Raw genomic sequence first — 25,847 nt, forward strand, 5'->3', positions numbered from 1 at the left:
GACATCTGTACCTTATTAAAAAAGATATACTTTCTTAGCTAGTAAATAATGCTATCAGAGATTTGCTTTTTCGTATTCTGTGATTTTTCCGACACGCGCAGCATGGCGGCCGCCTTCATACTCTTCTCCAAGCCAAGTCTTGGCAATTTCCCTGGCCAGCCCTGGGCCAATTACACGTTCGCCCATCGCGAGAATGTTGCTGTCATTATGCTGGCGGGTCGCTTTTGCACTGAATACATCATGAACCAGCGCGCAGCGAATGCCTTTCACTTTATTCGCAGCAATACTCATCCCGATTCCAGTACCGCAAATTAAAATGCCGCGGTCAAATTCCCCGTTCGCCACCTTCTCAGCTACTGGAAGGGCGTAATCCGGATAGTCGACTGATGTACCGCAATCACAGCCGAAATCCTCAAACTCAATACCCAGTTCTGTTAGCAAATTCTTTATTTCCTCGCGGATATTTAATCCGCCGTGGTCTGAAGCTATAGCTACCTTCATATTATTGCCTCCTTATGACCTTCTTTGTTTATATTTTGACACAATCAAATTAAAAGATAAAGCAACGTTCCTTTTTTATGAATGCACTGCCAGAATACATTTTTTCTGCAGAAAAATCCGGCCTGGCAATTCCTTTGATCTGCTTTTACTGGCAGCCAGGAGTTTTTACAGACCGGACTTGGATTAATTAATAGATTTAAAATTGCTTTAAACCTGGAATCGAATAATTGTTTGCTGCAGTTTTTCAGCTTGCGCCTTCAAATCATTTGCTAATACTTCGACGTTTTCAATTACATCAGCCTGATCCTGTGTAGCAGACGTTACTTCTTCTGCTCCAGCAGAGGTTTGTTCTGCAATTGCCGCAACCTCCTCCGATTGGCTCGCTGTTTGCTGAATGGTATTCATCTGGCGGTCAACCAGTCCGGTAATATCCTGAACGGCCGCTGCAACCTTGTTGACCGTTTTCGTCATTTCCTCAATGACCGCATTTGTTTCTGCTCCTTTTTTCGCTTCGCTATTAGCCGACTCAACCTGTTCGCTTATTTGCTTCACTACTCCCTGAACTTCCTGCTGGATATTCTGGATTAGAGAAGATATTCCTTGTACCGCCTTGGCGCTTTCATCAGCAAGAAGGCGAACCTCTTCAGCAACTACTGCGAATCCTTTTCCATGCTCCCCTGCCCGCGCTGCTTCAATAGATGCATTTAAGGCAAGCAAATTAGTCTGGGCAGCGATGTCGCCAACAAGCTGGATAATTTGCTCAACCTTCTTCGCATTATCTTCCAGCCGTTTTACCGACTGCAGTGAATCCTGGTTTTCTTTGGCCAGATGCTGGATGCCGGCAATTAAGGAATGGATAACTTCTTTGCTGTTCATCAGCTCATTAACCATTTCACTCGATGTTTGGGCAGAAGCCTGTGCTTTGTCCTGCACTTCTTTAGCAATTAAAATGACATCCTCTACGGATTCAGCCGTGTTTTGAATGGAGACTGCTGAATTGTCTGCACCCATTGATATTTCTTCAATCGTTCTGGCGATATTTTCTGCCTGTTCTGCCGCACGTGAAGATTCTTTAGAAATCGAGATTACCTTATCATTAGTTTCGCGGAAGTTTTCATCAATGCTTTGAACCATTTCTCTTAAGTTAAACAGCATATGGTTAAACGCAATTCCAAGCGAGCGAATCTCATCATCTGATTTCGAAACCTCTACATCTTCCTTGATGTTTCCATCTGCCGCTTTCAACGCTACCCTTTCCAGTTTTTCTAGCGGTTTGGTGATAAATCCCGCAGCGAAAAATGCCAAAATCCCTGACCATATGATCCCTAACGATAGGATTGCAACATTGTAGAGCGCCTCATTAATCCCGCTGAAAAACCTCGGATAAATCACATAAATAAACACTTCTGACGTACCGTAAGTGATAAGCGCCAAAGCTGTAATGAAGACCACCAATTTTTTGCGCAAGCTAAATTTGTAAGTTTTCTTTTCAGACACAATTTCTCCCCCTTTTATCTCCCAATCCTTCTTTATCCTTTTGTCAGCCTCGCATGCCTTTTTGTTCTCTATAATTTTTCGGGCAGCTGGCTGATCAGGCTTTCCAGCTCTTGAAAGGTTTTCTTGTAGGTGGCGAGGGAACCTCCAAACGGATCGGAAATGTCTCTGTCGCCCTGACTGCCTACAATAAACTCTTTTATGGTGAATGTTTTTTCAATGGCCTGGGGATATAAGTCCTGTATGATTGACTTATGGCTCTCTGTCATCGTAAAAATATGTGTTGCCCACTCTATCTCAGCGGGGGACAACGTCGTAGAAGAATGCTCATGAACAATGGAGTTAAGGTCCATAACCTCCTTGGCGTAGCGGGAAGCAGCATCCCCTTCTGCTGCAAAAACTCCTGCTGATTTCACTTCTATGCCTGGTATATTTTTGCTCTTTAAAATTGCTTCAGCCATCGGACTTCTGCATGTATTTCCTGTGCAAACAAATAGAACACGAATCATTCCTGCAAGCCTCCTTTATCCCGCATTTCGCTTACGTTTCTCTATTGTCCATTATAATTCATTTGGTCTTTGTTTCCAAAGACCTATTTTAAAATAGGCGCTGTTGACCTTAGCAGTTGATTCCCACTCCACGCGCCCGCCTTCCGCAGGACGTTGAATAAGCATCCTTGAAAAAACACCGCACGAAGGAAATGCGAAGCATTTTCGAGGAGTATCGCACCTTCCGCTGCAATCAACATGCAGCAAAATAAACAAGGAGCTTGAATAGCCTAAAAATAAGCACGCAACTGACCAACGAATTTCACAGAATAATTAAATAGGCTCTTTCCCTTATATCGGCTGTCTTTGTCCAATTATGAGCAGTTCTTCTTTTATTTTCGCTCACCCAAACCCTGTTTCATAGGATGTGCCTGTTTTCCCACTGGCTGATCAAATAGATGGATTTCCCCGTTTTTATACCAACGCATCCAGGTTTTCAGTTGCGATTTGTTTTAATCTGTAATTGATCCATCACTTCTTTAACAGGCACTCCTCCCAGTCTCATTTCAACTGCCTTCATTTTCACTTCTGCTGGATAACTCACTCAAGTACCCATAGAAAAAACACCTCCAAGTTGTTTATTAGGTATTCCATACCCGTTTTTCAACTTGAAGGTGTTTTTATTTGTCTCACTTTATGGGGTCAGTCCCCAAATGCCAGGGTTCTGCACTTTACTAGCTATTAATTTCACATTGAAAATAGCAATTTAATTCCGAAGGCACACAATATGCTTCCTCCCAGTATTTCACTGTACACTCCAAGGATCCCCTGAACTTTTCTGCCGACCAGCAGCCCAAGCCATGTGAGAATTGCAGCGGCGGCCCCGAAGCAAATAACGGTGACTACCGTCCGTGCCCCATATATTCCAAGAGTCAAGCCGACCGAGAAGCTGTCCAGGCTGACACTTAATGCAAACACAAATAAGCCGGCCCCTACTGGAGCAAGAAGAGTCTCTTCACCGCCTTTTAATCCCGAGTAAAACATTTGCAGTCCTAAGATTACTAGCAGGATTCCTCCCGCATAGGCGGCGAAGGTACCAAATTGTCCAGAAATAAACCGGCCAGCCGCCATTCCCAATAGCGGCATGAAAACATGGAAGACCCCTACTGTCAAACCGATAAGGAAGATTTGTTTCAGTCTGAGCTTAAACATTCCCATTCCCAATCCTACTGAAAAGGCATCCATCCCCAGCGCAAATGCCATTAATAGCAGCGTAAACAATTCTCCAGCAAACGAATTCACCTCTTTTACCTCCTTGGACTTGCCTACAAACAGAGTATGCTTGTCAGAGGCCAATTAGAATTAAAACATGTCCAAGATTTTTTGAGGCTTACTGCTCGATTACGCGGTGGCCGGCCGCTTTTAAAAGGCGGTTCATAATGGCGCTTCCTAAGCCTGCTTCTGAAAATACTTCTCCGTATATGATATCGACCTCTTTTTCATCAAAGGTGCGCAAGGTAGCATACAGGCTGGCCGCTATCTTCTTTAAGTCTCCTTCAGCGGCTGGGGCGATAATAACGTCAGCTTTGTACATTTCCTTTTTTTCAGAAGTGGTAAATACGCCTGTTCTCAAACCATTAGCTTTGTTTTCATCAATAAGCTTCTGGATAAAGGATGGTTCACCTTTCACCAGGAAAAAGTCTGCTTTAGGCGCATAATGCGTATATTTCATGCCAGGTGATTTCGGAGCTGCCGCTGCATTTTTAAGGGCTTCATCCACTCTTACAGCTCCAACGACTGATTCAATCTCTTCCTTCGTTACTCCTCCTGGACGAAGAATGACTGGGATTGCTTCCGTGCAATCCACAACTGTGGATTCAAGTCCCACACCTGTTGAACCTCCATCCACAATCCCGGCTATTTTGCCTTCTAAGTCATCCAGCACATGCTGGGCGTTCGTAGGACTCGGACGGCCAGAGGTATTGGCACTCGGTGCGGCAATCGGGATATTGGCAGCGGCAATCAGGCTTAAAGCAACAGGATGATCAGGCATGCGGACAGCTACTGAGTCTAATCCGGCTGTTACCCGCCCGGACAGAACCCCTTGCTTTTTCTTCAAAACTAGCGTTAAAGGACCAGGCCAAAACGCATCGATCAGTGATTCCGCTTTGGAAGGGACTTCATCTGCAATTTGCTGCAGCTGTTCTTTAGAGGCAATATGTACAATCAGCGGGTTATCTGATGGACGGCCCTTTGCCAAATAAATTTTTTCCACAGCTTCGTCGCTCTTGGCATTCGCTCCAAGGCCATATACTGTTTCTGTGGGGAAAGCAACAAGTTCATTCGTTATTAACAATTCAGCAGGTTCCGTTATTTGTGGATAATCCTTCAGATTGTCCACATGTTTATCCACAGTCCATTTTTTTGTATTCATTTATAGCACCTTCTATTTAAGTTCTCTACTTATTATATAATTACATTTATTTCTGGAGTTTTACAAAAAAGTTACTTTGAAAGTATAAAAGAAGACTGCTGTTAAAACAAGGTTTATCCACAAATTGTGGATAATTACAGTTAAAAAGTGGATAACTTTGTGGATATTTAGTTATAGTGAAAACGTTTTACACATAAAGACGGCTGACTTTTTGTGAATAAGTTCTGTGACACTGGAAGAAGAAAACAATTCAGAAGGAAGCTGATCATACTCCTTCCTGCTAAAACCCAGCGTTTCAAATAAAAACAAGGACGACTCCTTATCGGTTGCAAGAAATACCGACTCAAGCCCCCGGGCTTGTGCAAGCCAAAGAACTTGCTGGAGCATTGCAGGTATTCGTTCAATCGGGAAAGACCGATCAAAAACAAATGACCTTAACAGCGCAATCTGCCGCAGCGGCTCCATGCCAATTGCCGCAAATTTTTTGCCCGCTTCATTTTCTGCTAATAAATAGAATTGATAGTTTTCCCTTACACCCTCGGAACTGATCCCCGCGATCCGATAGAAATCCTCAAGTTCCTTTATATCAGAAGCTTCTGTACTTCGAAATTGAATGTTCATTTACGTACCTCCACTTTCTATGCTTTTACTCTAAGTTATGCACAATCTATTAAAAAAGAACCTTAATAGATTTGAGAACAGTGGATGTTTTGTGGATAAGAATTTTTATAAAAAATAAATTTATTCACAAATAAAGCTTAAAATCTCAGAAGATAGTGTAATATCCACATTTTGTGGATGAATTTATTGCCTTTGTGGACGGATAACTTTTTTGAAAAATTGTCAGCGTCCTTTCTATAATTATTGACTTAACAACTGCTAAAATCCGGCTAACGGCACTAGTTCCTTAGGCGGATTGCTTTCAAAATTTACTCTTAAAAAAAGAAAAGACCGCATTCCCGGTAAGGAAAAGCGATCCATTCTTTCTAATTATTAAAATATATCTTCAAAAAGCTCTAAAATAAGGAATTTAGCTTTTATTGGCTGTTCATCCTGCTCAACGTATACCGGCTCTTGAGCCTGAGCAACAACTTGTTCCTTCTTTTCATGTTTACTAATAGACTTATCATTTTCTTCAACGGCTACACTAGCTTCCGGAAGTTGTGTCTCACTGCTTTTTTCCGCTGCTGGTGCCACCTCTGTCTGTAACTCCTTTTCGCTTACCGGCTGTTCATCGTTCATAGGGCTCTGGCTGACAGCTGTCCCGTTTGAAAAATCAAGAAAGCAAAGCGGCGGGAACAGTACGCACCACCAGTTAGCTCCTTCTCCCTCACCAAGTGTAATCACGATTGCTTCATATTCTCCTGCAGGATACAGATATTGTCCATAAAGCTTCGTCGGAAAGCTCGCCCGTCCAAAATCTACCTTCACCGTTTGGCTGACACCATTCTCATGAACCACTTGCTCGGCTGTTTTTTGAATATCCGGCAGATGGGACTCAATTACGTTTCTTGCGTCGTCCAGAGAAGTTAAATCCTTCACCCATTCGGAAATATCCGCATTTACTTCGTCTCTGATCAGCCGCTTAATATCCTGATCTTTCTGTTTATCGCTATTTGCCAGTATACGCAGGCGAATAGCCTCTTTTGGAATTACCAACGTTTCTTCGGCAGACGCAGTCTCTTGTTTTGGCATATATAAACTTAAGATCGTACCGATCGTTAAGATTAATAGATAAGCTAATGGAATGTATTTTTTGTTCATGTTTTTCGCTCCTCCCTTTCACACTTACAGTCTGGCCTGATTTCTTTTATCTTAAACTAGCAAAATGAAATTTTTTTCTAAAGAAAAGGCTCTGTTAACCTTGGCTGTTGATTTCCGCTCCAGGCACTCGCTTTCCGCGGGCGGTTCGGGAGCCTCCTCGGCGCTTTGCGCCTGTGGGGTCTCCCTTGACCCGTTATTCCCGCAGGAGTCTCACGCCTTCCGCTCCAATCAACATAGTAGCAAAATCGACAATGAGCTTTAACACAGCAAAGAAAAAAACGCCTCAAGCCTAGTTTCCCAGGCTATGAGGCGTTTTTTCAATAAATTCAACTCAATTCTGCAAATACCATGCGGTCCTTGCCATTTATATCATATTCAACGGAAATCAATGCGTTTGGAAAAGTTTTGCGCAGCATACCTGCAACACTGTCTCCCTGTCCTGTTCCAACTTCAAATCCAATAAGACCAGGCTTCCGCAACACAAGCGGCAGTTCTTCCATAAAGCGCCTGTAAAAGTCCAGTCCATCTTCACCCGCAAACAAGGCACGATGAGGTTCGTGCTCCGTCACAACCTCGGACATCCACTCTTTATCCTGAAGCGGAATATATGGAGGATTTGATAAGACGATATCAAACGTTTCTTTCTTTTCGATCAACGGCTGCAGCAAATCACCGCAAACAAACCTGACATCAGCTCCCAGGATAGCAGCATTTTCATTCGCAACTTCAAGAGAAGCTTCAGCAATATCAGTGGCCGTTACAGCAAGGGCAGGCTGCTCCAGCTTCATTGTAATAGCAATTGCACCGCTCCCTGTCCCAACATCCAAAAGGCTTAATTCGGTTTCCCCTCCAGATAAAGATGGGATTTTCCTTAGGATATGATAAATCAGCTCTTCGGTTTCAGGTCTTGGAATTAGTACCTCTCCATTCACCTTAAAGCTTCTTCCATAGAAATCTTCATGTCCGATAATATGCTGGATCGGGGTACCCTGAACGTGAAGTTCCACTGCTTTTTTAAACTTTACTTGAATTGGATCAGGAATCTCTGTGTGAAAGTTCGCAAACAGACCCGATCTTTCCATTTGCAAAAAATGCCGGAGGAGGATTTCCCCGGCATTTTCATCCCGTTTTGAATCCTTTAAATAAGAAGAAGCCCAATTCAGGGCTTCATATACCTTCCATCCAGGATTAGTCATCTGCATTTTGCAGCCTGGAAGCCTGGTCCTCTAACATAAGAGCATCAATGACTTCGTCAAGCTTTCCTTCGATAACCTGATCAAGCTTTTGAATGGTTAAACCAATTCTATGGTCTGTTACACGATTTTGCGGGAAATTATAAGTCCGGATCCGTTCAGAACGGTCACCGGTCCCGACAGCAAGCTTCCTATTCTCGTCATATTCAGCTTGTACTTCCTGCTGGTACTTGTCATATACACGAGCACGAAGGATCTTCATCGCTTTTTCCCTATTTTTGATTTGCGATTTCTCATCCTGCATGGAAACAGTGATACCGGTTGGAAGGTGAGTCATCCGGACAGCTGACATCGTTGTGTTAACACTCTGTCCTCCTGCACCGCTTGAAGCAAATGTATCGACACGCACATCTTTTTCATGAATATCGACCTCAACTTCTTCCGCTTCAGGCAATACCGCTACAGTGGCTGTGGATGTATGGATACGGCCTCCTGATTCAGTCTCAGGAACACGCTGAACCCGATGGGCGCCATTTTCGAATTTAAGCTTGGAATATGCTCCATTGCCATTGATCATGAAAATGATTTCCTTAAAACCGCCCAGCCCTGTGGGATTCGCTTCCATAACTTCCGTCTTCCACCCTTGCGCCTCCGCGAAGCGGCTATACATGCGGTATAGGCTTCCGGCAAACAGCGCAGCTTCATCGCCGCCTGCAGCCCCGCGGATTTCCATGATTACGTTTTTATCATCCATAGGGTCCTTTGGGATTAACAGGATCTTCAGTCTTGCCTCAAGCTCTTCCATCCGTTCTTCGAGCTCGCCTACTTCTTCTTTTACCATTTCACGCATTTCGGCATCCAGCTTTTCTTCAAGCATTGCCTTTGCGTCCTGGTATTGTTCGCGTACAGTTTTGTATTCCTTATAAGCCATCACAGTCTCCTGGATACCTGCCTGCTCCTTGGAATATTCTCTTAATTTGTTCGTATCATTGATGATTTCAGGGTCACTTAATAATTCATTTAATCTTTCATATCTATCTTCAACTGCTTGCAGACGATCTAACACAGTATTCACCTCGTAGTTTTATCCATAACATCTATTATAGTATAGGTGAATTGTCAACGTCAAAAACATTCGGGATTTATCTTACCTGCCGTTCTCTTCCAGATTAACTTCTATATTATATCGAGGCAAAGCTTTTATTAGGAGCCTGTGAAGACGATCCTGTTCACGCTTTCTTTCCTGATTGCCTTCAAACGCACCTTTTTTATGAACCGTAACAGTCATATCTCCCCCATTTATCCATACAGCTCCTGCCTCATAACCCGTCTGGCGGTTGATAACATCCTTTGCCTTTGTTGCCGAATCCTCAAGCGTCGGGTTATTATCGCCTGACATATTGAGCATATTCGGATTTTCCTCCAAAGGCAATTCACCGGCAGGATCCTGTAAATCAGCATCATTGCCATTTCTGGCGTTATCATTTGATATGGTACGGACTCCATCCTTATCATGAATCTTAGTGTTTATAGATTCATTCTTTGTATTGCATGCGCCCAAAGTGAAAAGCGCTGCTAACAGGATGAAAAATAACATTCTTTTCATCTGACACACACCTCCTGTTATTTATTCTTTCCTAACAAAGAGGCTAGTATTTAAAGAAAAGCGCAAGCGCCCTGGTTAAAACAAACGCAGGGTTGTAACATAAACCCCTTACAGCCTCAGTCCTGTTCCAAACGCGGACGCCAGCACATTCTCACAAAGCTAACGCTTTGTATCCTGAGATGTATCGCTGCCGAAACGTGCCTATGTCCTGTTTGTCGGGGCTTTATTTTCATACAAAAAAAGCAGCTTTATTTTTACTTCGTAAAAAAAGTTGCTGGGCGCCGGAGCTAGGCATCTGTACTTGTAAAAAGAGGTTTACTAAGTCGTTAAACAAAAAAACTGTCAAAGACATTGTCTTTGAGCAGTTTTTTTAACGAAGTTTCAATATGTCGGAGGGCTTTTGGATCCGCTCGCCCTTTCCGGGTACTTCATGATGATGCCTGCAGCGCGGCTCATATGCCTCTGAAGCACCTACCAGGATAACGGGGTCATCAAAGGAAGCCGGGGCCCCATTAATCAGCCGCTGCGTTCTGCTTGACGGAGAGCCGCAGACTGCACATACCGCCTGAAGCTTGGTCACAGATTCGGCCACGGACAGAAGTGCAGGCATAGGACCGAATGGTTCTCCACGGAAATCCTGATCCAAACCGGCAAGTATAACCCGATATCCGCTATCGGCAAGATGCTGGGCAACTTCTATAATTTCTTCATCAAAGAATTGCACTTCATCAATTGCAATGATGTCCAACCCTTCCTCAAGATTCGCGAAAATATCAGTCGAAAGGGCAACCGGTTTTGCCATTACAGAATTTCCGTTATGAGAAACAACAGATTCCTCCGCATATCTGTTATCGAGCACCGGTTTAAACACCGCGATGTTTTGTTTAGCAAATTGCGCAAGGCGAACCCGCTTTATCAATTCTTCAGATTTACCGGAAAACATACTGCCGCAAATTACTTCAATCCAGCCGGTTTGTTTCATTACGTACACGAAACGGTCTCTCCTTTCAGAACGCTTATATATTAATAGGCCAATAACCATATATATTTTTCCACACTAGTTATTCAATCACACCAAAGCTTCCCCTGCTATAAGGAATATTATCCTTAGCAGCCCATCGACTTCTATGTAATGTTTGAATTCTAAATATATCCAAAGAAAAAAACAGGCAAGATAGACTTACCTTGCCTGTTTTTGCAGTAGTTATTGATATTATTATTGTTGTTGTTGCTTAATGCCGTATTTTTTGTTGAAACGGTCTACACGTCCGCCAGCCTCAGCGAACTTTTGACGGCCAGTATAGAATGGGTGGCACTCAGAGCAAGTCTCAACGCGTACCTCATTTTTAACAGAACCAGTTTCAAATGTATTACCGCAAGCACAAGTTACAGTAATCTTTTTGTAATTTGGATGAATTCCAGCTTTCATTCTTTTCATCTCCTTCCGCCCTGAATCATTCGAGACAGAGTTATATACTGCAATGCGGGAAACTTGTTCCTCGCAGATTTATTAGAACACATTATCTTCATTATACTGGCTGGAACAATGAAATGCAAGTGTTTTTCCCAATAGATTGTCAAATGCTTATGCATACGACAGGGCTGACAACAATGTGCAGCAATTTAATTTGTGCTGCGTTTTGATCCACCCGCTGCTACCGTCTTCATTTCTTCGTCAAGCTTGCTGAAGAAATCTTCATTGCTCTTTGTTTGTTTTAATTTACGCAAAAACTTCTCGGCAAAATCGTGGGTATCTGACATTGTTTTTCGGATCGCCCACAGCTTATCCAGATGATCTTTCTGGATAAGGAGCTCTTCTTTCCTTGTGCCAGACCTTCTAATGTCGATGGCAGGGAAGATGCGTCGTTCTGCCAGAGTTCTGTCAAGGTGAAGCTCCATATTTCCGGTTCCTTTAAATTCCTCATAAATCACATCATCCATACGGGATCCAGTATCAACAAGAGCCGTTGCCAGGATGGTCAAACTGCCGCCTTCTTCAATATTCCTTGCTGCCCCGAAGAACCGTTTAGGCCTATGGAATGCAGCAGGATCAATCCCTCCGGAAAGAGTCCGTCCGCTTGGAGGAATAACCAGATTATAAGCTCTGGCTAAGCGGGTAATACTGTCCATCAGGATAATGACATCCCGTTTGTGCTCAACAAGGCGCATAGCGCGTTCCAGCACCAATTCAGCTACCTTGATATGGTTTTCAGGCACCTCATCAAAAGTAGAGCTGACAACATCCCCCGCAACAGAGCGTTCGATATCGGTTACTTCTTCTGGACGTTCATCTATCAAGAGGACGATCAGCTCGGCCTCAGGATGATTTGTTGTAATGGAGTTGGCAATTTCCTTTAACAGCATTGTCTTACCTGCTTTTGGCGGTGCAACGATCAGTCCGCGCTGTCCGAATCCCACAGGAGAAATGACATCCATAATACGGGTCGACAGGTTTTTATGAGCTGTTTCAAGCTTGATTTGCCTATTTGGGTATAAAGGCGTCAAACCAGGAAAATGCACACGCTCCTTCGCAGATTCAGGCTCTTCGCCATTTACGGCTTCAACATGCAAAAGCCCGTAATACCTCTCGTTTTCCTTCGGAGGCCTAACCTTACCGGATACCTTGTCTCCATTCCTCAAGTCAAACCTGCGGATTTGGGATGCAGAGATATAAATATCCTCAGAACTTGGGGAATAATTGATTGGCCGCAAGAAGCCAAATCCTTCAGACGGTATAATTTCCAGCACGCCCTCCATAAATAGGAGTCCGTCCTGCTCTGCCTGAGCTTTTAAAATAGCAAATATCAATTCTTTCTTGGAAAGCTTACTATAGTATGACACTTTGTACGTACGTGCGTGTTCATACAAATCCTTCAGCTTCATGTTCTCTAAATTGGAAATAGTTAAACTCATTATGACACCACACTTTATAAAATTAAGAAGCAACATCCATTCCTAAAAGTAAGGGATGCAATAGAAAACTCGCCCTTGCCCTGGAGGAAACGGCTGTTTTTCATATGAAACTAAGAAAGGATTTTTTCATTCTTAAAAAAGTAATGAAGAAATAATTGAAGGCTTTCTTGGAGTTTGAATGAAGAAATAAAAACAAACTTTATTTTACTTTCTTTATACTAAATATTCAACTTAAATATTTTGTTAAGAAAAGCGGAAGCGCCCATTCTCTTAGAGGAAGAACGGCTAAAATCGCCACGTCCTGTGGCAACGCCGTTCTGACCCACGTCCTGTGGGCCTCCGACAAGCATAAGACAAGCGCTGACAGAAGGCGCTTTTTGCCTTCCGAAGCGATTGGCTTATGACCTCGAGGGGCTGGGCGCTGGAGCTAGACATCTGTACACGTTGAAAATGTTTCTTTTCTTATCTAGCAGAAAAGCGGAAGCGCCCATCCTCTTAGAGGAAGAACTGCTAAAATCGCCACTTCCTGAGGCGACGTCGGCACTAGCACGTCCTCACAAAGCTGACGCTTTGTTTCGTGCGATGTATCGCTGCCGTAGCGTTCCTTGTCCTGTGCGTCGGAGCTTTATTTTCCTACGGAAAAAAAGTTGCTGGGCGCTGGAGCTAGACATCTGTACACGTTGAAAATTGTTAATTACTTATCTAGCAAGAAAAAGCGAGCGCCTATCCGCTCGCCCTGTCAAAATCCTTCCTTATCAAAATATCCACTTTCAATGGTTTTGAAACACAGGAAGGATTATTTTTATTTAATAATTATCAATTCTTTGAGGAATAAGAACATTCTTGAGGTCTATCGTATAACAAGGTTCGGCTTCTTGTGCAGGCTATGCCGTCCGTCAATGAAGCGGACAGTTCCGGATTTAGCGCGCATAACGACGGAGTGTGTTTCTCCGTATGTACCTTTAAATTGTACCCCGCGCAGAAGTTCCCCGTCCGTTACACCGGTTGCAGCAAAAATTGCATCATCACCGCGGACAAGGTCTTCCATCCTTAACACCTTTTGAACGTCGATACCCATCTTCAGGCAGCGCACTGCTTCCTCTTCGTTTTGCGGAAGCAGCTTGCCCTGGATTTCACCGCCGAGGCATTTCAAAGCTACAGCCGCAAGAACTCCTTCCGGCGCGCCTCCTGAACCGAATAGAATGTCCACACCAGTCTGATCAAATGCCGTATTGATTGCTCCTGCAACATCGCCATCATTGATCAGTTTTATGCGTGCACCTGCTTCACGAAGTTCTTTAATGATCTTGTCATGGCGAGGTCTGTTTAGGACAGTTGCCACAACATCCTCGATATCTTTATTCTTTGCTTTCGCTACTGCTCTTAAGTTATCAATTACAGAAGCATTTATATCAATTTGTCCGACCGCCTCAGGTCCAACAGCAATTTTATCCATATACATATCAGGGGCATGCAGGAGATTTCCATGATCCGCTATGGCTAGCACAGCCAGGGCATTCCACCCGCCAGATGCGACGATGTTTGTCCCCTCTAAAGGATCCACTGCAACATCGACACGGGGACCGTAACCGGTTCCCAATTTTTCACCGATATAAAGCATAGGTGCCTCATCCATTTCGCCTTCACCTATCACAACGGTACCTTTCATTGGAACCGTGTCGAAAACGTCACGCATTGCGGAAGTAGCCGCATCATCAGCCTCATCTTTTTTGCCTCTTCCCATCCAGCGGGCCGATGCAAGTGCAGCACCTTCCGTAACTCGTATAAGCTCCATTGATAAGCTTCTCTCCATATATGTTCCTCCTCAGTACATCAGCATCAACTTTATCCGTGAATAGTGTAACACATTCGAGGAAATAATGTAACATAATTAGAGATTGAACTTAAAGCTTTTTACGATGAAATGTCCGGTACAGACTTTTTCAAACGGGCATCGAAGTACTAGTTCTTTAGCTGTTCTACTTCGTCGGCTGTCATTTTCTCACGCCAGATCGTAGCACCAAGTCCAGTAAGTTTTTCAACCAGATTGCTATATCCTCTATCGATATGTTCAAGGCCTGTCACTTCTGTGATTCCTTCTGCCATCAGCCCAGCCACTACGAGGGCAGCTCCCGCCCTAAGGTCGCTCGCCTTCACCTTTGCTCCCTGAAGCTGGGCCGGACCATTAATAATGGCGGACCTGCCTTCTACTTTAATATTGGCGTTCATGCGGCGCAGCTCGTCAATATGCTTAAACCGTGCACCATAAATCGTATCAGTTACGACACTTGATCCCGCAGCTTTTGTGAGCAGCGAAGTAAATGGCTGCTGCAAATCATTTGGAAATCCAGGATACACCAGAGTCTTTATATCGACAGCTTTGAATCCGGAGCCAGGCGAAACAAAGATCTGGTCATCACCCGCCTCCACGTTTACTCCCATTTCCCTAAGTTTGGCAGTAACAGATTCCAGATGCTGAGGAATAACATTATCAACTACAATGCCCTCCCCCACAGCTGCAGCAAGAATCATAAATGTACCGGCCTCAATACGGTCAGGAATTATGGTGTGCCTGCAGCCATGCAGGTGTTCCACACCATCTATACGGATAATATCAGTTCCTGCACCTTTAATATTGGCTCCCATATTTGTCAGCAGCGTTGCGACATCAATTATTTCCGGCTCTTTTGCCGCATTCTCGATGATTGTCCTTCCTTTTGCCTTAACGGCAGCCAGCATAATGTTAATTGTTGCTCCTACACTCACTACATCAAGATAGATACGGGCACCCCTAAGCTCGTCCGCTCGGAGATAAATCGCTCCCTGCTCATTCGTGACCTGTGCTCCAAGTGCTTCAAATCCTTTGATATGCTGGTCAATTGGCCTTGGTCCCAAATGGCAGCCTCCCGGCAATCCAATAACAGCTTTTTTAAATCTGCCAAGCATCGCTCCCATTAAATAATAGGAAGCCCTTAACTTCTTGACTCTTCCATTTGGAAGCGGCATTGAAATCATCCTGCTTGGATCCACGGACATTTCATCATCATTCAATGATACAGTCCCGCCGATTTCCTCTAACAGCCCCTTCAGGATTTCAACATCAGAAATATCCGGCAGCCCTTCGATTTTCACGGGAGAATCAGCCAAAATCGTTGCAGGAATCAGCGCAACCGCACTATTTTTAGCACCGCTTACACGAATGCTTCCCTTTAATGGGTATCCGCCGGAAATTTTTAGTTTTTCCATAACAAACTCCCTTTCACGCATAGCAGTATAGAGTATATTTGTGATAAATACCTTATTATTAGGTATTATTTTCCAACATGAATAATCATATTATTGCATATTTCCTATCTATTTTTATATAGTTTACACAAAAAACAGAAAGTCATGTAGAAATATGGAAAAAAAATAAAAATAGGCCATATGTAATATGAAAATACCGTATTAAAAGGAACAGCAGTATAGCTGGCAGGCTATCATTGAATTAATTTATAGCCTGCCTGCTGCGGCAAATGCTTTTGTAAAATTATTCTTATAGTGCGGGCATGGTTCCTTGCGCTAGATTGAAAACACTGATTCTGCTTCTTATTTCACTGCTTGTGCGTGGAGCTGCTGTTAAGGAAAAATTATGATCCGGATCTTGCATTCCAGTCTGCAAGGAAGGCGTCAATGCCTTTTTCCGTAAGCGGATGGTTAAATAGCTGCATGATTACTTTTAATGGAACGGTTGCAATATGAGCCCCTTTTAATGCTGCTTCCGTGACATGCATTGGATGGCGGATAGAAGCTGCAATAATTTCCGACTCAATTCCATGGATTGCAAAAATGTCTGCAATGTCAGAAATTAGCTGAAGTCCGTTAAAGCCGATATCATCCAGCCTTCCAAGGAACGGAGATACATAGGTTGCTCCTGCCCTTGCTGCAAGGAGAGCCTGATTGGCGCTGAAAATAAGGGTCACATTTGTTTTAATTCCATCTTTGGTCAGTGCTGCAACAGTTTTCAATCCATCGGGAGTCATTGGCACCTTAATCGTAATGTTGGGAGCAATTTCCGCCAGCTCCCTTGCCTCTTTCATCATTCCTTCATAGTCGAGAGAAATAACTTCAGCGCTCACCGATTCTTTAACAAGTGAGGTAATTTCTCTTAAGCGGTCATGGAAAGATACATTCTTTTCCTTTGCAACTAAAGAGGGATTGGTTGTTACTCCTGCTAAAATTCCTAAAGAGTGTGCTTCACGTATTTCTTCCATATTTGCAGTATCAATAAAAAACTTCATTGCTGTTCCTCCACTCACACTTATAGTTTTAATTTTCTTTATTATCTAATTAAAAGGAAACCGCCTTAAAAGCTTAGGCGGTTTCTGTAATTATTCATAAAATGATTAAGCTTTTCCAGCAGAGCCGAACTCGCGGATTTTGCCGACCACTGTTTCTTTAATGGCATCACGGCCAGGTCCGATAAATTTACGCGGATCGTAAACCTCTGAATTGCTGTTTAATACTTCACGTACTGCTTTTGTGAATGCAATTTGATTTTCTGTATTTACATTAATTTTGGAAGTTCCCAAAGAGATAGCCTTATTGATATCATTTGTTGGGATTCCAGTTCCTCCATGAAGAACCAGAGGCACGTTTGTTACGTCACGAACTTCTTCCATTTCTTTGAAGCCAAGGTTTGGTTCTCCTTTATAAGGACCGTGAACTGAACCTAGAGCAGGTGCAAAACAGTCTACTCCAGTACGTTTGACCAACTCTTCACATTCCTTCGGGTCAGCATAAATAACGCCATCTGCTACTACGTCATCTTCCTGACCGCCGACAACACCTAATTCAGCCTCAACAGAAACACCTTTAGAATGTGCATATTCGACAACTTTTGAAGTTGTTTCGATGTTTTCTTCTAACGGGTGGTGAGAAGCATCAATCATAACAGATGTGAAACCTGCATCAATCGCTTCCTTACACTTATCAAAGCTTGAACCGTGGTCCAAATGAATAGCAACAGGAACCGTAATTTTCATGTCCTCTAAAAGGCCTTGCACCATCATAACCGTTGTCTTAAAACCGCCCATATGGCGAGCTGCACCCTCGGATACCCCAAGGATTACAGGGGATTTCTCCTGTTCGGCAGCTGCTAGGATAGCTTGAGTCCATTCCAGGTTATTGATATTGAACTGACCGACAGCATACTTACCTTCCAAAGCTTGGTTAAGCATGTCTTTCATTGATACTAAAGGCATTTTGGTTCCTCCTTATAGTAGATAGTGCTCTGCAAATGCAGTATCTCTTTTAGAATAATCCCTCAAAAATGAGCCTGCTATACACATTCTTAAATGAGGTTACTCAATCCACCTTTAGCATATCAGTACAAGAAAGAATCGGCAAGAAATTCACTTATGAAACACTTATTCGAAATATATTGAATTGTATGGATTTGGAGCAAGGATTATCCTATTACCCAATCCGGGAAAATCTGCCTCAATCTGCTTTACCTTCAGCAGCTGAAAAGGAAACTCCCATTACGATTATTCCGCTTGAACTGGCAAATACTCTCTTACCGCTTTCCTTATATCATCAATATCAAACGGCTTGGCAAAGTGGGTCATGGCTCCGAGATCCTTCGCTTCCTGAATCATATCAAGCTCGCCGTACGCAGTCATGATAATCACCCTTATGTCCGGATCAAGTTTTTTCATTCTCTTCAATATTTCAATGCCATCCATACCCGGTATTTTCATATCAAGCAGGACAAGATCCGGTGAATGGTCTGTAACTACACTAAGCGCCTGAACCCCATTGGCGGCTTGGAATGTTTTAAACCCTTCCTTTTGAAGGACTTCATTTAATAAAATCCTAATACCAAATTGATCATCTACAATTAAGATTTTCTGCTCCATCCTCATCACTTTCCCCCTTCTTCAATCCGTAAGGCCAGTCATTTTTATTCTTACTCTTCTATACCCAATTCCCTAGTCAGTACTAACCCTGTTAACCCGCTAAAGAACCTTTATCTCTCTAAATTACCACTTTTACATATTCGTTTCATTCCCTTTATAATCCTTCTTTATCGGGGTCTGTTTTCAATTATTTTCCTTCAGCTGGTATAATTCCATTACAAAGATATTTATTTGTGCCCCTATTAGCGTGAAAAACCGCTATGTTTTATAATGAATCTGTTTACACCGACAATGATAAAGGAGTAATTGCAATGCTTAAAATGTTTACTACCCAGCTCACTGGGCTTTTTAAAAGGATTTCTGATAAAGAAGAAATGGCCATTGAGGATGGAGCCCGCCTGCTAGCCCAAGGGGCACTTGGTGAAGGAACTATATATATTCATGGAGTTGGAGAAATGCAGGGAGTGGCATTGGAAGCTCTTCATGGTGCCGAGCCTTTCGAACCTGAGGTCAAACTGCTGATAAGTGAGGCCGTAATGGCAGCTGCAGGTCCTGCTGACCGGGTCATCTTGATTTCCCGGGATGCAAATGAGCCTTCCGCTATCGAGGCAGCGAAAAAATTATCCGATATGAATACGCCTTTTATTGCCATAACCGGCTATCAGTCTGCCCAAGAGCCTAACATTGCATCTATGGCTGATGTCCATATTGACCTCCAGCTTGTTAAGGGTCTTATTCCAGACGAAACAGGAAACCGGATTGGATTGCCTTATTCAATGGCCGCGCTTTTTGCTTATTATGGATTAAAATTTACCCTCGCAGAAATTTTACAGGAATATAATGCGGAGTAAGCCAACAAAGCATACGAAATGAAGCGTAAAACAAAAAAGTGTTTTACCTTTTCCGCACTAGTAAATCTAAAGGCAGAACCACTGCTTACATTCCCAAAAACTATCGCCTGGAATCCCAATAAAGTAAAAAAACCTTGTCATGGCCTATCCATGACAAGGTTTTTGCTGTTCTGCTTAATTCTTGCTTAATTTTAGTGATGCCTCTACGAAGTCGCGGAAAAGCGGCTGAGGGCGGGTTGGCCTTGAAGTAAATTCAGGGTGGAATTGGCAAGCCACAAACCAAGGGTGGTCTTCAAGCTCAATGATCTCTACCAAACGCCCATCCGGACTTGTTCCTGAGAAGATAAAGCCTTTTGCTTCCATTGCCTGGCGGAAATGATTATTAAACTCGTAACGGTGGCGGTGACGCTCGTACACCACTTCATCGTTATATGCCTCATAAGCTTTTGTTCCTTCAACAAGCTTACAAGGATAAAGGCCAAGTCTCAGCGTTCCGCCAAGGTCCTCGACATCTTTCTGTTCAGGAAGAAGATCAATGATCGGGTATGGTGTTTCCGCGTCAATCTCAGCGGAGTGTGCACCTTCTAGCCCCAGAACATTACGGGCAAATTCTACAGATGCCAGCTGCATGCCAAGGCAAATACCAAAGAAAGGCTTTTTATTGACCCTCGCAAATTCAGTTGTTGCAATTTTACCTTCGATGCCGCGGTCACCAAATCCACCTGGAACAAGGATTCCGTCAACATCACTGAGAAGCTCAGCAACATTTTCGCGGTTAACCTCTTCGGAGTTTACCCACTTGATCTCAATTTCTGAATCAAAGGCATATCCTGCATGCTTTAAAGATTCTGCAACAGAAATGTAGGCATCCTGCAGCTCAACATACTTCCCTACAAGGGCGATTCTGGTTTTATTAGAAAGACTCGTTACTTTTTCAACCAGTGCTTTCCATTCAGTCATTTCAGCTGTTCCACAGTTAAGTTTTAGATGGTCACAAACAATCTGATCGAACTTCTGATCCTGCAGCGCTAAAGGAATAGAATATAGTGTGTCTGCATCCTGGCACTCAATAACTGCTTTTGTATCAATATCACAGAATAGAGCGATTTTATCCTTCATGTCCTGGGAAATTGGCATTTCGGTACGTACCACGATTACATTTGGCTGAATACCAAGGCTTCGAAGTTCCTTAACACTGTGCTGTGTTGGTTTTGTTTTCATTTCACCCGCTGCTTTAATATAAGGGACAAGTGTACAATGGATATACATTACATTGTCACGGCCAATATCACTTTTAATCTGGCGGATTGCTTCAAGGAAAGGCAGGGACTCAATATCACCTACTGTTCCACCAATTTCAGTAATGACTACGTCCGCATTTGTTTCATGCCCAGCCCTGAAAACGCGCTCTTTAATTTCATTTGTTATATGGGGGATAACCTGTACTGTGCCTCCAAGATAGTCGCCGCGGCGTTCTTTGCGCAATACAGTAGAATAAATTTTACCTGTTGTCACATTGCTGTGCTTTCCAAGATTAATATCGATAAAGCGCTCATAGTGACCCAAGTCCAAGTCCGTTTCCGCACCATCATCCGTAACAAAAACTTCACCGTGCTGATAAGGACTCATTGTTCCTGGATCAAGGTTGATATATGGATCAAATTTTTGAATAGTTACATTCAGGCCGCGATTCTTTAACAATCTCCCTAAAGAAGCTGCCACAATCCCTTTACCAAGAGAAGATACAACTCCTCCTGTGACAAAAATATACTTAGTCATACTATTTCCCCCTCTTTTTTCATAAAAAATGCCCGCTAGTACATAATTTTGTTTAAGCAGATTTATTTTTACCTTTCAGCCCGGTCTTTATTAGAAAACTCTGCAATTGGCCTGTCTTTTCAAAATCGGCAGGGTCCCGGTTACAATCAGGAGACCCAACACCATTCACTTAAGATATCCTTCGTAGCCGGTTGTTTCCGGAGCGGAGTTTTAATAAATCCAAAAAATAAAAACGCTCCACTTACAAAAATGTAAGGGAGCGTTAAAATTCAAATAACGTGTCCTATTTAAAGGAGCCCAAAAATGATTCTACAAATTAAGCACTAAAAAGTCAAGTTGTTTAAAGATCATCTTTGTCTTCTTCAAGATCTTCCTCGTCATCTTCTTCCTCGTCATCTTCTTCATCGTCATCCAGCAGTTCTTCATCATCATCAATAAGATCTTCTAAGTCCTCATCATCTTCGACATCAGCGTCTGCATCATCCGCATCATCAATCAGATCATCATCCACGTCATCAAGAAGTTCGTCGTCTTCATCTTCCTCGTCAAAATCGTCGAAGTCAAGGTCTTCATCTTCGATTTCATCCAGGTCATCAAGATCATCGTCCGCAGCCTTCTTCGCCTTTTTCTTCTTCGGTTTAACTGCATGGACAACTTCTTCCTCAATTTGATCAACTGGATACCAGGTTTTTAATCCCCAGCGATTTTCTCCAAGAGAAGTAAAGCGGCCATCAACATTTAAATCTGTATAAAATTGTGAAATCTTTCTTTTAATATCCTCTTGCGTTAAATCCTGCAAGGACGCGATTTCATCCACTAACTCTTTAAAAGAGTAAGGCTGTTTTTTATTTATAAGCAATTCGTATGCAATTTCAATCATGGACATTTCCATGAGCTGTTCTTTAGAAAAATTTTGTAAACTCAATACTTGCACTTCCTTTCCTTTTTCAAACCTTCTATAAAAGTTAATGCCTATGTAAAAAGCACGGCAAAAACGAATCGCCGATAACTGCAGGTGTTTTGCCGATATTACCCATTATAAACAATATAAATGGGTTTATGCCAGTTCTATCTGGCGTGCCTTACAGCTTTTTCTTTTTTTAACGATAAGGGTTCTGATATGTTTTACTGATCTTTTCTTTTTTTCTTCTGGCTATATGCCAGAACAAAAAAGAAAATGGAAAGCAGCAGAAATCCTACCGCACCTAAGGCATGCTGGTACAGCACATAAAACAAGACAAGTGCAGCGGCGCCAAACAGAATTTGTAAAATCCGTCTTTTGATCATTTATCCATCTCCAGAAATCACTTAGAAGTTTTAGCAAAAGGGATATTTGCATTTTGAACAATTACCGGACTGCTAACCCAAACCAGAATGGCTGTATCAATATCATTCCGACCGTATACACCAGTCTAAATACTTATTATTACCCCTTTATCCATTTATTATAAGGAAAAACTTCTGTTTTGGCTTTAATTATTTCACAAGAGCTGCGGTTTATCCGAGTAAACTCTGTTTGCCATTTACTAGAGCAAACTTAGAAAACAAAAGGGCCTTCCCAAATGTTCTTGGGAACAGCCCTTTCTATTTAAGTCACGAGAACAGTTTCACTCACTTGAGACCAGACAGCAAACATCTTTATTTATTACATATTTCTTCTGTACTGGCCGCCCACATCATATAATGCCTGGGTGATCTGGCCGAGACTGGCATACTTTACGCATTCCATCAGCTCTGCGAAAATATTGCCGCCGCTTACAGCAGCTGCTTTTAACGATCGGATCGCTTCTTCACAGCGTTCTTTATTTTTTTCCTGGAATGAACGCAGGTTGGCAATTTGAAGCTCCTTTTCTTCCTTTGTAGCACGGGCGATTTCCATGCTGTTGACTTCATCCTCCGAAGGCGGATTTGGATTTAAATATGTGTTAACTCCAATAATAGGAAGTTCTCCGGTATGCTTTTTCATTTCATAGTACATTGACTCATCCTGAATTTTACCCCTCTGGTATTGAGTCTCCATGGCACCCAGCACGCCGCCGCGGTCGTCGAGACGTTCAAATTCCTGCAGCACAGCTTCCTCCACAAGATCTGTTAATTCTTCGACAATGAAAGAGCCTTGAAGCGGGTTTTCATTTTTCGATAGACCCAGTTCTTTTGTAATGATCATCTGGATCGCCATCGCCCGGCGTACAGACTCCTCGGTAGGGGTTGTGATTGCTTCGTCATACGCATTTGTATGCAATGAATTACAGTTATCCTGTAGAGCCATCAAAGCCTGCAGAGTCGTCCTGATGTCATTGAAGTCAATTTCCTGCGCATGCAGTGATCTTCCTGATGTCTGGACATGGTATTTAAGTTTTTGGCTACGCTCATTAGCTCCATATTTTTCTCTCATTACAGTTGCCCAAATTCTTCGAGCCACGCGGCCGATCACTGTATATTCCGGGTCAAGCCCGTTCGAGAAGAAGAAGGATAGATTTGGAGCGAAATCATCAATTTTCATTCCTCTGCTCAAATAGTATTCCACATAGGTGAATCCATTTGAGAGGGTGAAAGCAAGCTGGGAAATTGGATTAGCTCCTGCTTCAGCGATATGATAGCCGGATATCGAAACAGAATAATAGTTTCGCACTCTATTTTCAATAAAGTATTCCTGGATGTCCCCCATCATCCGCAGGGCAAATTCTGTAGAGAAAATGCAGGTATTCTGCCCCTGGTCTTCTTTTAAAATGTCAGCCTGGACCGTTCCTCTTACCGTCTGAAGGGTGATGGCCCTAACCTCAGCGAATTCCTCTGAAGTCAGCATGCGTCCCAGTTCTGCTTCCTTTTTCTCAATCTGCTGGTCAATTGCTGTATTCATATACATAGCTAAAATAATCGGCGCAGGACCATTAATTGTCATAGAAACGGAAGTAGAGGGATGAATAAGATCAAAGCCGGCATAAAGCTTTTTCATATCCTCCAGCGTACAAATGCTGACGCCGCTTTCACCGACTTTACCATAAATGTCAGGACGGTAATCCGGATCCTCACCATAAAGGGTAACGGAGTCAAACGCCGTACTTAACCGCTTGGCATTATCGTCCTTGGACAGGTAATGGAATCGCCTGTTTGTGCGGTCTGGCGAGCCCTCTCCGGCAAATTGGCGCTTTGGATCTTCCCCTTCCCGTTTGAACGGGAATACACCAGCTGTATACGGGAAATGTCCCGGAACGTTTTCGCGGTAAACCCAGCGCAAAATTTCACCGTAATCAGCATATTTAGGCAATGAAATTTTCGGTATATCAAGCCCTGATAAACTTTTTGTTTTCAATTCAGTGATAAGTTCTTTATCACGGATTTTTGTAATAAAACGGTCTCCGGAGTATTTTGCTTTAAACTCATCCCAGCCAGCGAGGATTTTTCTTGATTCCTCAGATAGCTTTGCTTCTGTTTCATTCCTTAAGCTCTGGAGCGGAGTTAGAACTTGTTCAATTTCCCCTTGTTCCTTGACTGCTGCGATTGCTCCATCAAGCTGGAACAGCCTGCGGGCCAGCTTAACCTGTTCTTCTGCATTCTTATGATAATTTCGGACCGTATCAGCAATTTCTCTCATATAATAACGACGGTCAGTTGGAATAATTACATTTTGCTTTTGCACTTTCTCGTCCCGGGAGAAAGCTGTCTTCCAATCCGTATTTGCTTTTCCATTAATTTTTTCAATCAAGGCAGCAAATACTGCGTTCGTTCCAGGGTCATTAAATTGAGAAGCAATGGTTCCATATACCGGCATTTCTGACGTATCCTGGTCAAAAAGCATATGGGAACGCTGGTACTGTTTCTGAACCTGTCGCAATGCATCCTCGGAACCTTTACGTTCAAATTTGTTAATAACGATTAAATCCGCAAAATCAATCATATCAATTTTTTCAAGCTGGGATGGAGCTCCGAACTCACTTGTCATGACATACATGCTGATATCACAAATTTCGGTAATCTCGGCATCTCCCTGGCCGATTCCGCTTGTTTCGACAATTATTAAATCATAATCTGCCGCTTTTACAACTGAAATGGCATCCTTTATGGCTAATGAGAGTTCGCTTTTTGATAGTCTGGTAGCAAGGCTTCTCATATAAACCCGATTATTGAAAATTGCATTCATCCGGATCCGGTCTCCAAGCAAAGCACCTCCCGTCTTTTGCTTAGTCGGATCGACAGACAGTACAGCCAGCTTCTTGTCAGGAATTTCATTAAGGAACCTGCGGATCAATTCATCCGTTAACGAGCTTTTTCCGGCGCCTCCTGTTCCAGTAATTCCAACAACCGGTACCTTTTTTTTCTGAGTCTTAATTTGTTCAAGGAGCGTTTCAACTGCAGCCGCAGATTCTGCTGAGGCATCTATCCGGTTTTCGGCAAAAGTAATGAATTGGGCAACTACTCCCGCCTTGCCTCCCTTAAGGTCATCCAGCTTTTCCTGCAGCGCCGGCTGGACTGTGGAGAAATCACACTCCTCGATCATCAGGTCTATCATTCCTTGAAGGCCATTAACCCTTCCATCCTCCGGGGAGAAAATACGGGCAATTCCATACTCATGGAGCTCTTTTATTTCGCGGGGAAGAATAACCCCTCCGCCACCGCCATAAATACGGATGTGGGAGGCACCCTTTTCCTTCAATAGATCATACATATATTTAAAATATTCCATATGTCCGCCCTGATAAGAAGAAATGGCAATTCCCTGAACATCCTCCTGAATAGCAGCGTTTACAACCTCTTCGACAGAGCGGTTATGCCCTAAATGGATAACCTCGGCCCCGCTTGACTGCAGGATACGCCTCATAATATTAATGGACGCATCATGGCCATCAAACAGGCTCGATGCTGTAACAAAACGAATATGGTTTTTTAATTTATACACTTTGGCTGTACTCATTCCTGTGCCCCC

Annotated in this window: 23 protein-coding genes; 1 reads left to right on the forward strand and 22 read right to left on the reverse strand. The window is 43.0% G+C overall.

Annotation, left to right across the window (positions count from 1 at the left end; translation table 11 throughout):
* Window positions 1-54: 54 nt before the first annotated feature.
* The 18 genes from rpiB to CVD28_RS06740 form a co-directional block, all read right to left on the reverse strand.
* Entirely contained in the window at window positions 55-501 is a 447-nt protein-coding gene (gene rpiB, locus CVD28_RS06650) for a ribose 5-phosphate isomerase B (protein WP_101591594.1), read from the reverse strand.
* A gap of 207 nt (window positions 502-708) precedes the next feature.
* Entirely contained in the window at window positions 709-2,001 is a 1,293-nt protein-coding gene (locus tag CVD28_RS06655; RefSeq protein ID WP_441296801.1) for a methyl-accepting chemotaxis protein, read from the reverse strand.
* Between the two features lie 65 nt (window positions 2,002-2,066).
* Complete coding sequence (locus CVD28_RS06660) at window positions 2,067-2,504, reverse strand: low molecular weight protein arginine phosphatase (protein ID WP_101591596.1); 438 nt, start codon at window positions 2,502-2,504, stop codon at window positions 2,067-2,069.
* 726 nt (window positions 2,505-3,230) lie between these two features.
* Entirely contained in the window at window positions 3,231-3,746 is a 516-nt protein-coding gene (locus CVD28_RS06665; RefSeq protein ID WP_101591736.1) for a manganese efflux pump MntP, read from the reverse strand.
* Window positions 3,747-3,873: 127 nt separating this feature from the next.
* Complete coding sequence (locus CVD28_RS06670) at window positions 3,874-4,917, reverse strand: L-threonylcarbamoyladenylate synthase (RefSeq protein WP_101591597.1); 1,044 nt, start codon at window positions 4,915-4,917, stop codon at window positions 3,874-3,876.
* A gap of 171 nt (window positions 4,918-5,088) precedes the next feature.
* Window positions 5,089-5,538: a hypothetical protein gene (locus CVD28_RS06675; RefSeq protein WP_101591598.1), complete on the reverse strand. Its 450-nt coding sequence runs from the start codon at window positions 5,536-5,538 to the stop codon at window positions 5,089-5,091.
* A gap of 372 nt (window positions 5,539-5,910) precedes the next feature.
* Complete coding sequence (gene spoIIR, locus CVD28_RS06680) at window positions 5,911-6,681, reverse strand: stage II sporulation protein R (RefSeq protein ID WP_101591599.1); 771 nt, start codon at window positions 6,679-6,681, stop codon at window positions 5,911-5,913.
* A gap of 326 nt (window positions 6,682-7,007) precedes the next feature.
* Window positions 7,008-7,877 carry a peptide chain release factor N(5)-glutamine methyltransferase gene (prmC, locus tag CVD28_RS06690; protein WP_101591600.1) on the reverse strand — a complete coding sequence of 290 codons (870 nt, stop codon included), beginning with the start codon at window positions 7,875-7,877 and terminating at the stop codon, window positions 7,008-7,010.
* Complete coding sequence (prfA, locus tag CVD28_RS06695; RefSeq protein WP_101591601.1) at window positions 7,870-8,940, reverse strand: peptide chain release factor 1; 1,071 nt, start codon at window positions 8,938-8,940, stop codon at window positions 7,870-7,872. Before prfA ends, prmC begins: the two co-directional genes overlap by 8 nt.
* 81 nt (window positions 8,941-9,021) lie before the next feature.
* Window positions 9,022-9,480 (reverse strand): hypothetical protein, encoded by a 459-nt coding sequence (locus CVD28_RS06700; RefSeq protein WP_101591602.1) that lies wholly within the window; start codon window positions 9,478-9,480, stop codon window positions 9,022-9,024.
* A 370-nt stretch (window positions 9,481-9,850) separates the two neighbouring features.
* Window positions 9,851-10,471 carry a thymidine kinase gene (locus tag CVD28_RS06705; RefSeq protein ID WP_101591603.1) on the reverse strand — a complete coding sequence of 207 codons (621 nt, stop codon included), beginning with the start codon at window positions 10,469-10,471 and terminating at the stop codon, window positions 9,851-9,853.
* A gap of 225 nt (window positions 10,472-10,696) precedes the next feature.
* Window positions 10,697-10,909 (reverse strand): 50S ribosomal protein L31, encoded by a 213-nt coding sequence (rpmE, locus tag CVD28_RS06710; protein WP_101591604.1) that lies wholly within the window; start codon window positions 10,907-10,909, stop codon window positions 10,697-10,699.
* A 194-nt stretch (window positions 10,910-11,103) separates the two neighbouring features.
* Window positions 11,104-12,393: a transcription termination factor Rho gene (rho, locus tag CVD28_RS06715; RefSeq protein ID WP_101591605.1), complete on the reverse strand. Its 1,290-nt coding sequence runs from the start codon at window positions 12,391-12,393 to the stop codon at window positions 11,104-11,106.
* Between the two features lie 850 nt (window positions 12,394-13,243).
* Window positions 13,244-14,206 carry a class II fructose-bisphosphatase gene (gene glpX / locus CVD28_RS06720; RefSeq protein WP_101591606.1) on the reverse strand — a complete coding sequence of 321 codons (963 nt, stop codon included), beginning with the start codon at window positions 14,204-14,206 and terminating at the stop codon, window positions 13,244-13,246.
* A gap of 149 nt (window positions 14,207-14,355) precedes the next feature.
* Window positions 14,356-15,639, reverse strand: a complete 1,284-nt coding sequence (locus tag CVD28_RS06725; protein WP_101591607.1) for a UDP-N-acetylglucosamine 1-carboxyvinyltransferase — start codon at window positions 15,637-15,639, stop codon at window positions 14,356-14,358.
* Between the two features lie 383 nt (window positions 15,640-16,022).
* Window positions 16,023-16,673, reverse strand: a complete 651-nt coding sequence (gene fsa, locus CVD28_RS06730; RefSeq protein ID WP_101591608.1) for a fructose-6-phosphate aldolase — start codon at window positions 16,671-16,673, stop codon at window positions 16,023-16,025.
* A 105-nt stretch (window positions 16,674-16,778) separates the two neighbouring features.
* A complete protein-coding gene (locus CVD28_RS06735) occupies window positions 16,779-17,636 on the reverse strand; it encodes a class II fructose-bisphosphate aldolase (RefSeq protein ID WP_101591609.1) in 858 nt (285 codons plus the stop codon).
* 285 nt (window positions 17,637-17,921) lie between these two features.
* Entirely contained in the window at window positions 17,922-18,293 is a 372-nt protein-coding gene (locus CVD28_RS06740; protein ID WP_101591737.1) for a response regulator, read from the reverse strand.
* Window positions 18,294-18,604: 311 nt separating this feature from the next.
* Here CVD28_RS06740 and CVD28_RS06745 point away from each other — a divergent pair, with 311 nt between their 5' ends.
* Entirely contained in the window at window positions 18,605-19,144 is a 540-nt protein-coding gene (locus tag CVD28_RS06745; protein ID WP_101591610.1) for a DUF2529 family protein, read from the forward strand.
* Between the two features lie 174 nt (window positions 19,145-19,318).
* Here CVD28_RS06745 and CVD28_RS06750 read toward each other — a convergent pair whose 3' ends face one another.
* The 4 genes from CVD28_RS06750 to icmF all read right to left on the reverse strand — a co-directional run bounded on the left by CVD28_RS06750 (window position 19,319) and on the right by icmF (window position 25,835).
* Entirely contained in the window at window positions 19,319-20,923 is a 1,605-nt protein-coding gene (locus tag CVD28_RS06750) for a CTP synthase (RefSeq protein ID WP_101591611.1), read from the reverse strand.
* 340 nt (window positions 20,924-21,263) lie between these two features.
* Window positions 21,264-21,848, reverse strand: coding sequence for a DNA-directed RNA polymerase subunit delta (gene rpoE, locus CVD28_RS06755; RefSeq protein ID WP_101591612.1), 585 nt, complete (start codon window positions 21,846-21,848; stop codon window positions 21,264-21,266).
* A 200-nt stretch (window positions 21,849-22,048) separates the two neighbouring features.
* Window positions 22,049-22,210 (reverse strand): hypothetical protein, encoded by a 162-nt coding sequence (locus CVD28_RS27940; RefSeq protein WP_180954017.1) that lies wholly within the window; start codon window positions 22,208-22,210, stop codon window positions 22,049-22,051.
* 358 nt (window positions 22,211-22,568) lie between these two features.
* Window positions 22,569-25,835, reverse strand: a complete 3,267-nt coding sequence (gene icmF, locus CVD28_RS06760) for a fused isobutyryl-CoA mutase/GTPase IcmF (RefSeq protein WP_101591613.1) — start codon at window positions 25,833-25,835, stop codon at window positions 22,569-22,571.
* Window positions 25,836-25,847: the final 12 nt, after the last annotated feature.

The organism is Bacillus sp. M6-12 (genome assembly GCF_002860285.1).
Lineage (GTDB): Bacteria > Bacillota > Bacilli > Bacillales > DSM-1321 > Peribacillus.

Bases quoted from the DNA above. Each gene is read 5' to 3' on its own strand.
- rpiB (WP_101591594.1), bottom strand. From the start codon at position 501: ATGAAGGTAGCTATAGCTTCAGACCACGGCGGATTAAATATCCGCGAG.
- CVD28_RS06660 (WP_101591596.1), bottom strand. From the start codon at position 2,504: ATGATTCGTGTTCTATTTGTTTGCACAGGAAATACATGCAGAAGTCCG.
- CVD28_RS06665 (WP_101591736.1), bottom strand. From the start codon at position 3,746: ATGGCATTTGCGCTGGGGATGGATGCCTTTTCAGTAGGATTGGGAATG.
- CVD28_RS06670 (WP_101591597.1), bottom strand. From the start codon at position 4,917: ATGAATACAAAAAAATGGACTGTGGATAAACATGTGGACAATCTGAAG.
- CVD28_RS06675 (WP_101591598.1), bottom strand. From the start codon at position 5,538: ATGAACATTCAATTTCGAAGTACAGAAGCTTCTGATATAAAGGAACTT.
- spoIIR (WP_101591599.1), bottom strand. From the start codon at position 6,681: ATGAACAAAAAATACATTCCATTAGCTTATCTATTAATCTTAACGATC.
- prmC (WP_101591600.1), bottom strand. From the start codon at position 7,877: ATGACTAATCCTGGATGGAAGGTATATGAAGCCCTGAATTGGGCTTCT.
- CVD28_RS06700 (WP_101591602.1), bottom strand. From the start codon at position 9,480: ATGAAAAGAATGTTATTTTTCATCCTGTTAGCAGCGCTTTTCACTTTG.
- rpmE (WP_101591604.1), bottom strand. From the start codon at position 10,909: ATGAAAGCTGGAATTCATCCAAATTACAAAAAGATTACTGTAACTTGT.
- rho (WP_101591605.1), bottom strand. From the start codon at position 12,393: ATGAGTTTAACTATTTCCAATTTAGAGAACATGAAGCTGAAGGATTTG.
- glpX (WP_101591606.1), bottom strand. From the start codon at position 14,206: ATGGAGAGAAGCTTATCAATGGAGCTTATACGAGTTACGGAAGGTGCT.
- CVD28_RS06725 (WP_101591607.1), bottom strand. From the start codon at position 15,639: ATGGAAAAACTAAAAATTTCCGGCGGATACCCATTAAAGGGAAGCATT.
- fsa (WP_101591608.1), bottom strand. From the start codon at position 16,673: ATGAAGTTTTTTATTGATACTGCAAATATGGAAGAAATACGTGAAGCA.
- CVD28_RS06735 (WP_101591609.1), bottom strand. From the start codon at position 17,636: ATGCCTTTAGTATCAATGAAAGACATGCTTAACCAAGCTTTGGAAGGT.
- CVD28_RS06740 (WP_101591737.1), bottom strand. From the start codon at position 18,293: ATGGAGCAGAAAATCTTAATTGTAGATGATCAATTTGGTATTAGGATT.
- CVD28_RS06745 (WP_101591610.1), top strand. From the start codon at position 18,605: ATGCTTAAAATGTTTACTACCCAGCTCACTGGGCTTTTTAAAAGGATT.
- CVD28_RS06750 (WP_101591611.1), bottom strand. From the start codon at position 20,923: ATGACTAAGTATATTTTTGTCACAGGAGGAGTTGTATCTTCTCTTGGT.
- CVD28_RS27940 (WP_180954017.1), bottom strand. From the start codon at position 22,210: ATGATCAAAAGACGGATTTTACAAATTCTGTTTGGCGCCGCTGCACTT.
- icmF (WP_101591613.1), bottom strand. From the start codon at position 25,835: ATGAGTACAGCCAAAGTGTATAAATTAAAAAACCATATTCGTTTTGTT.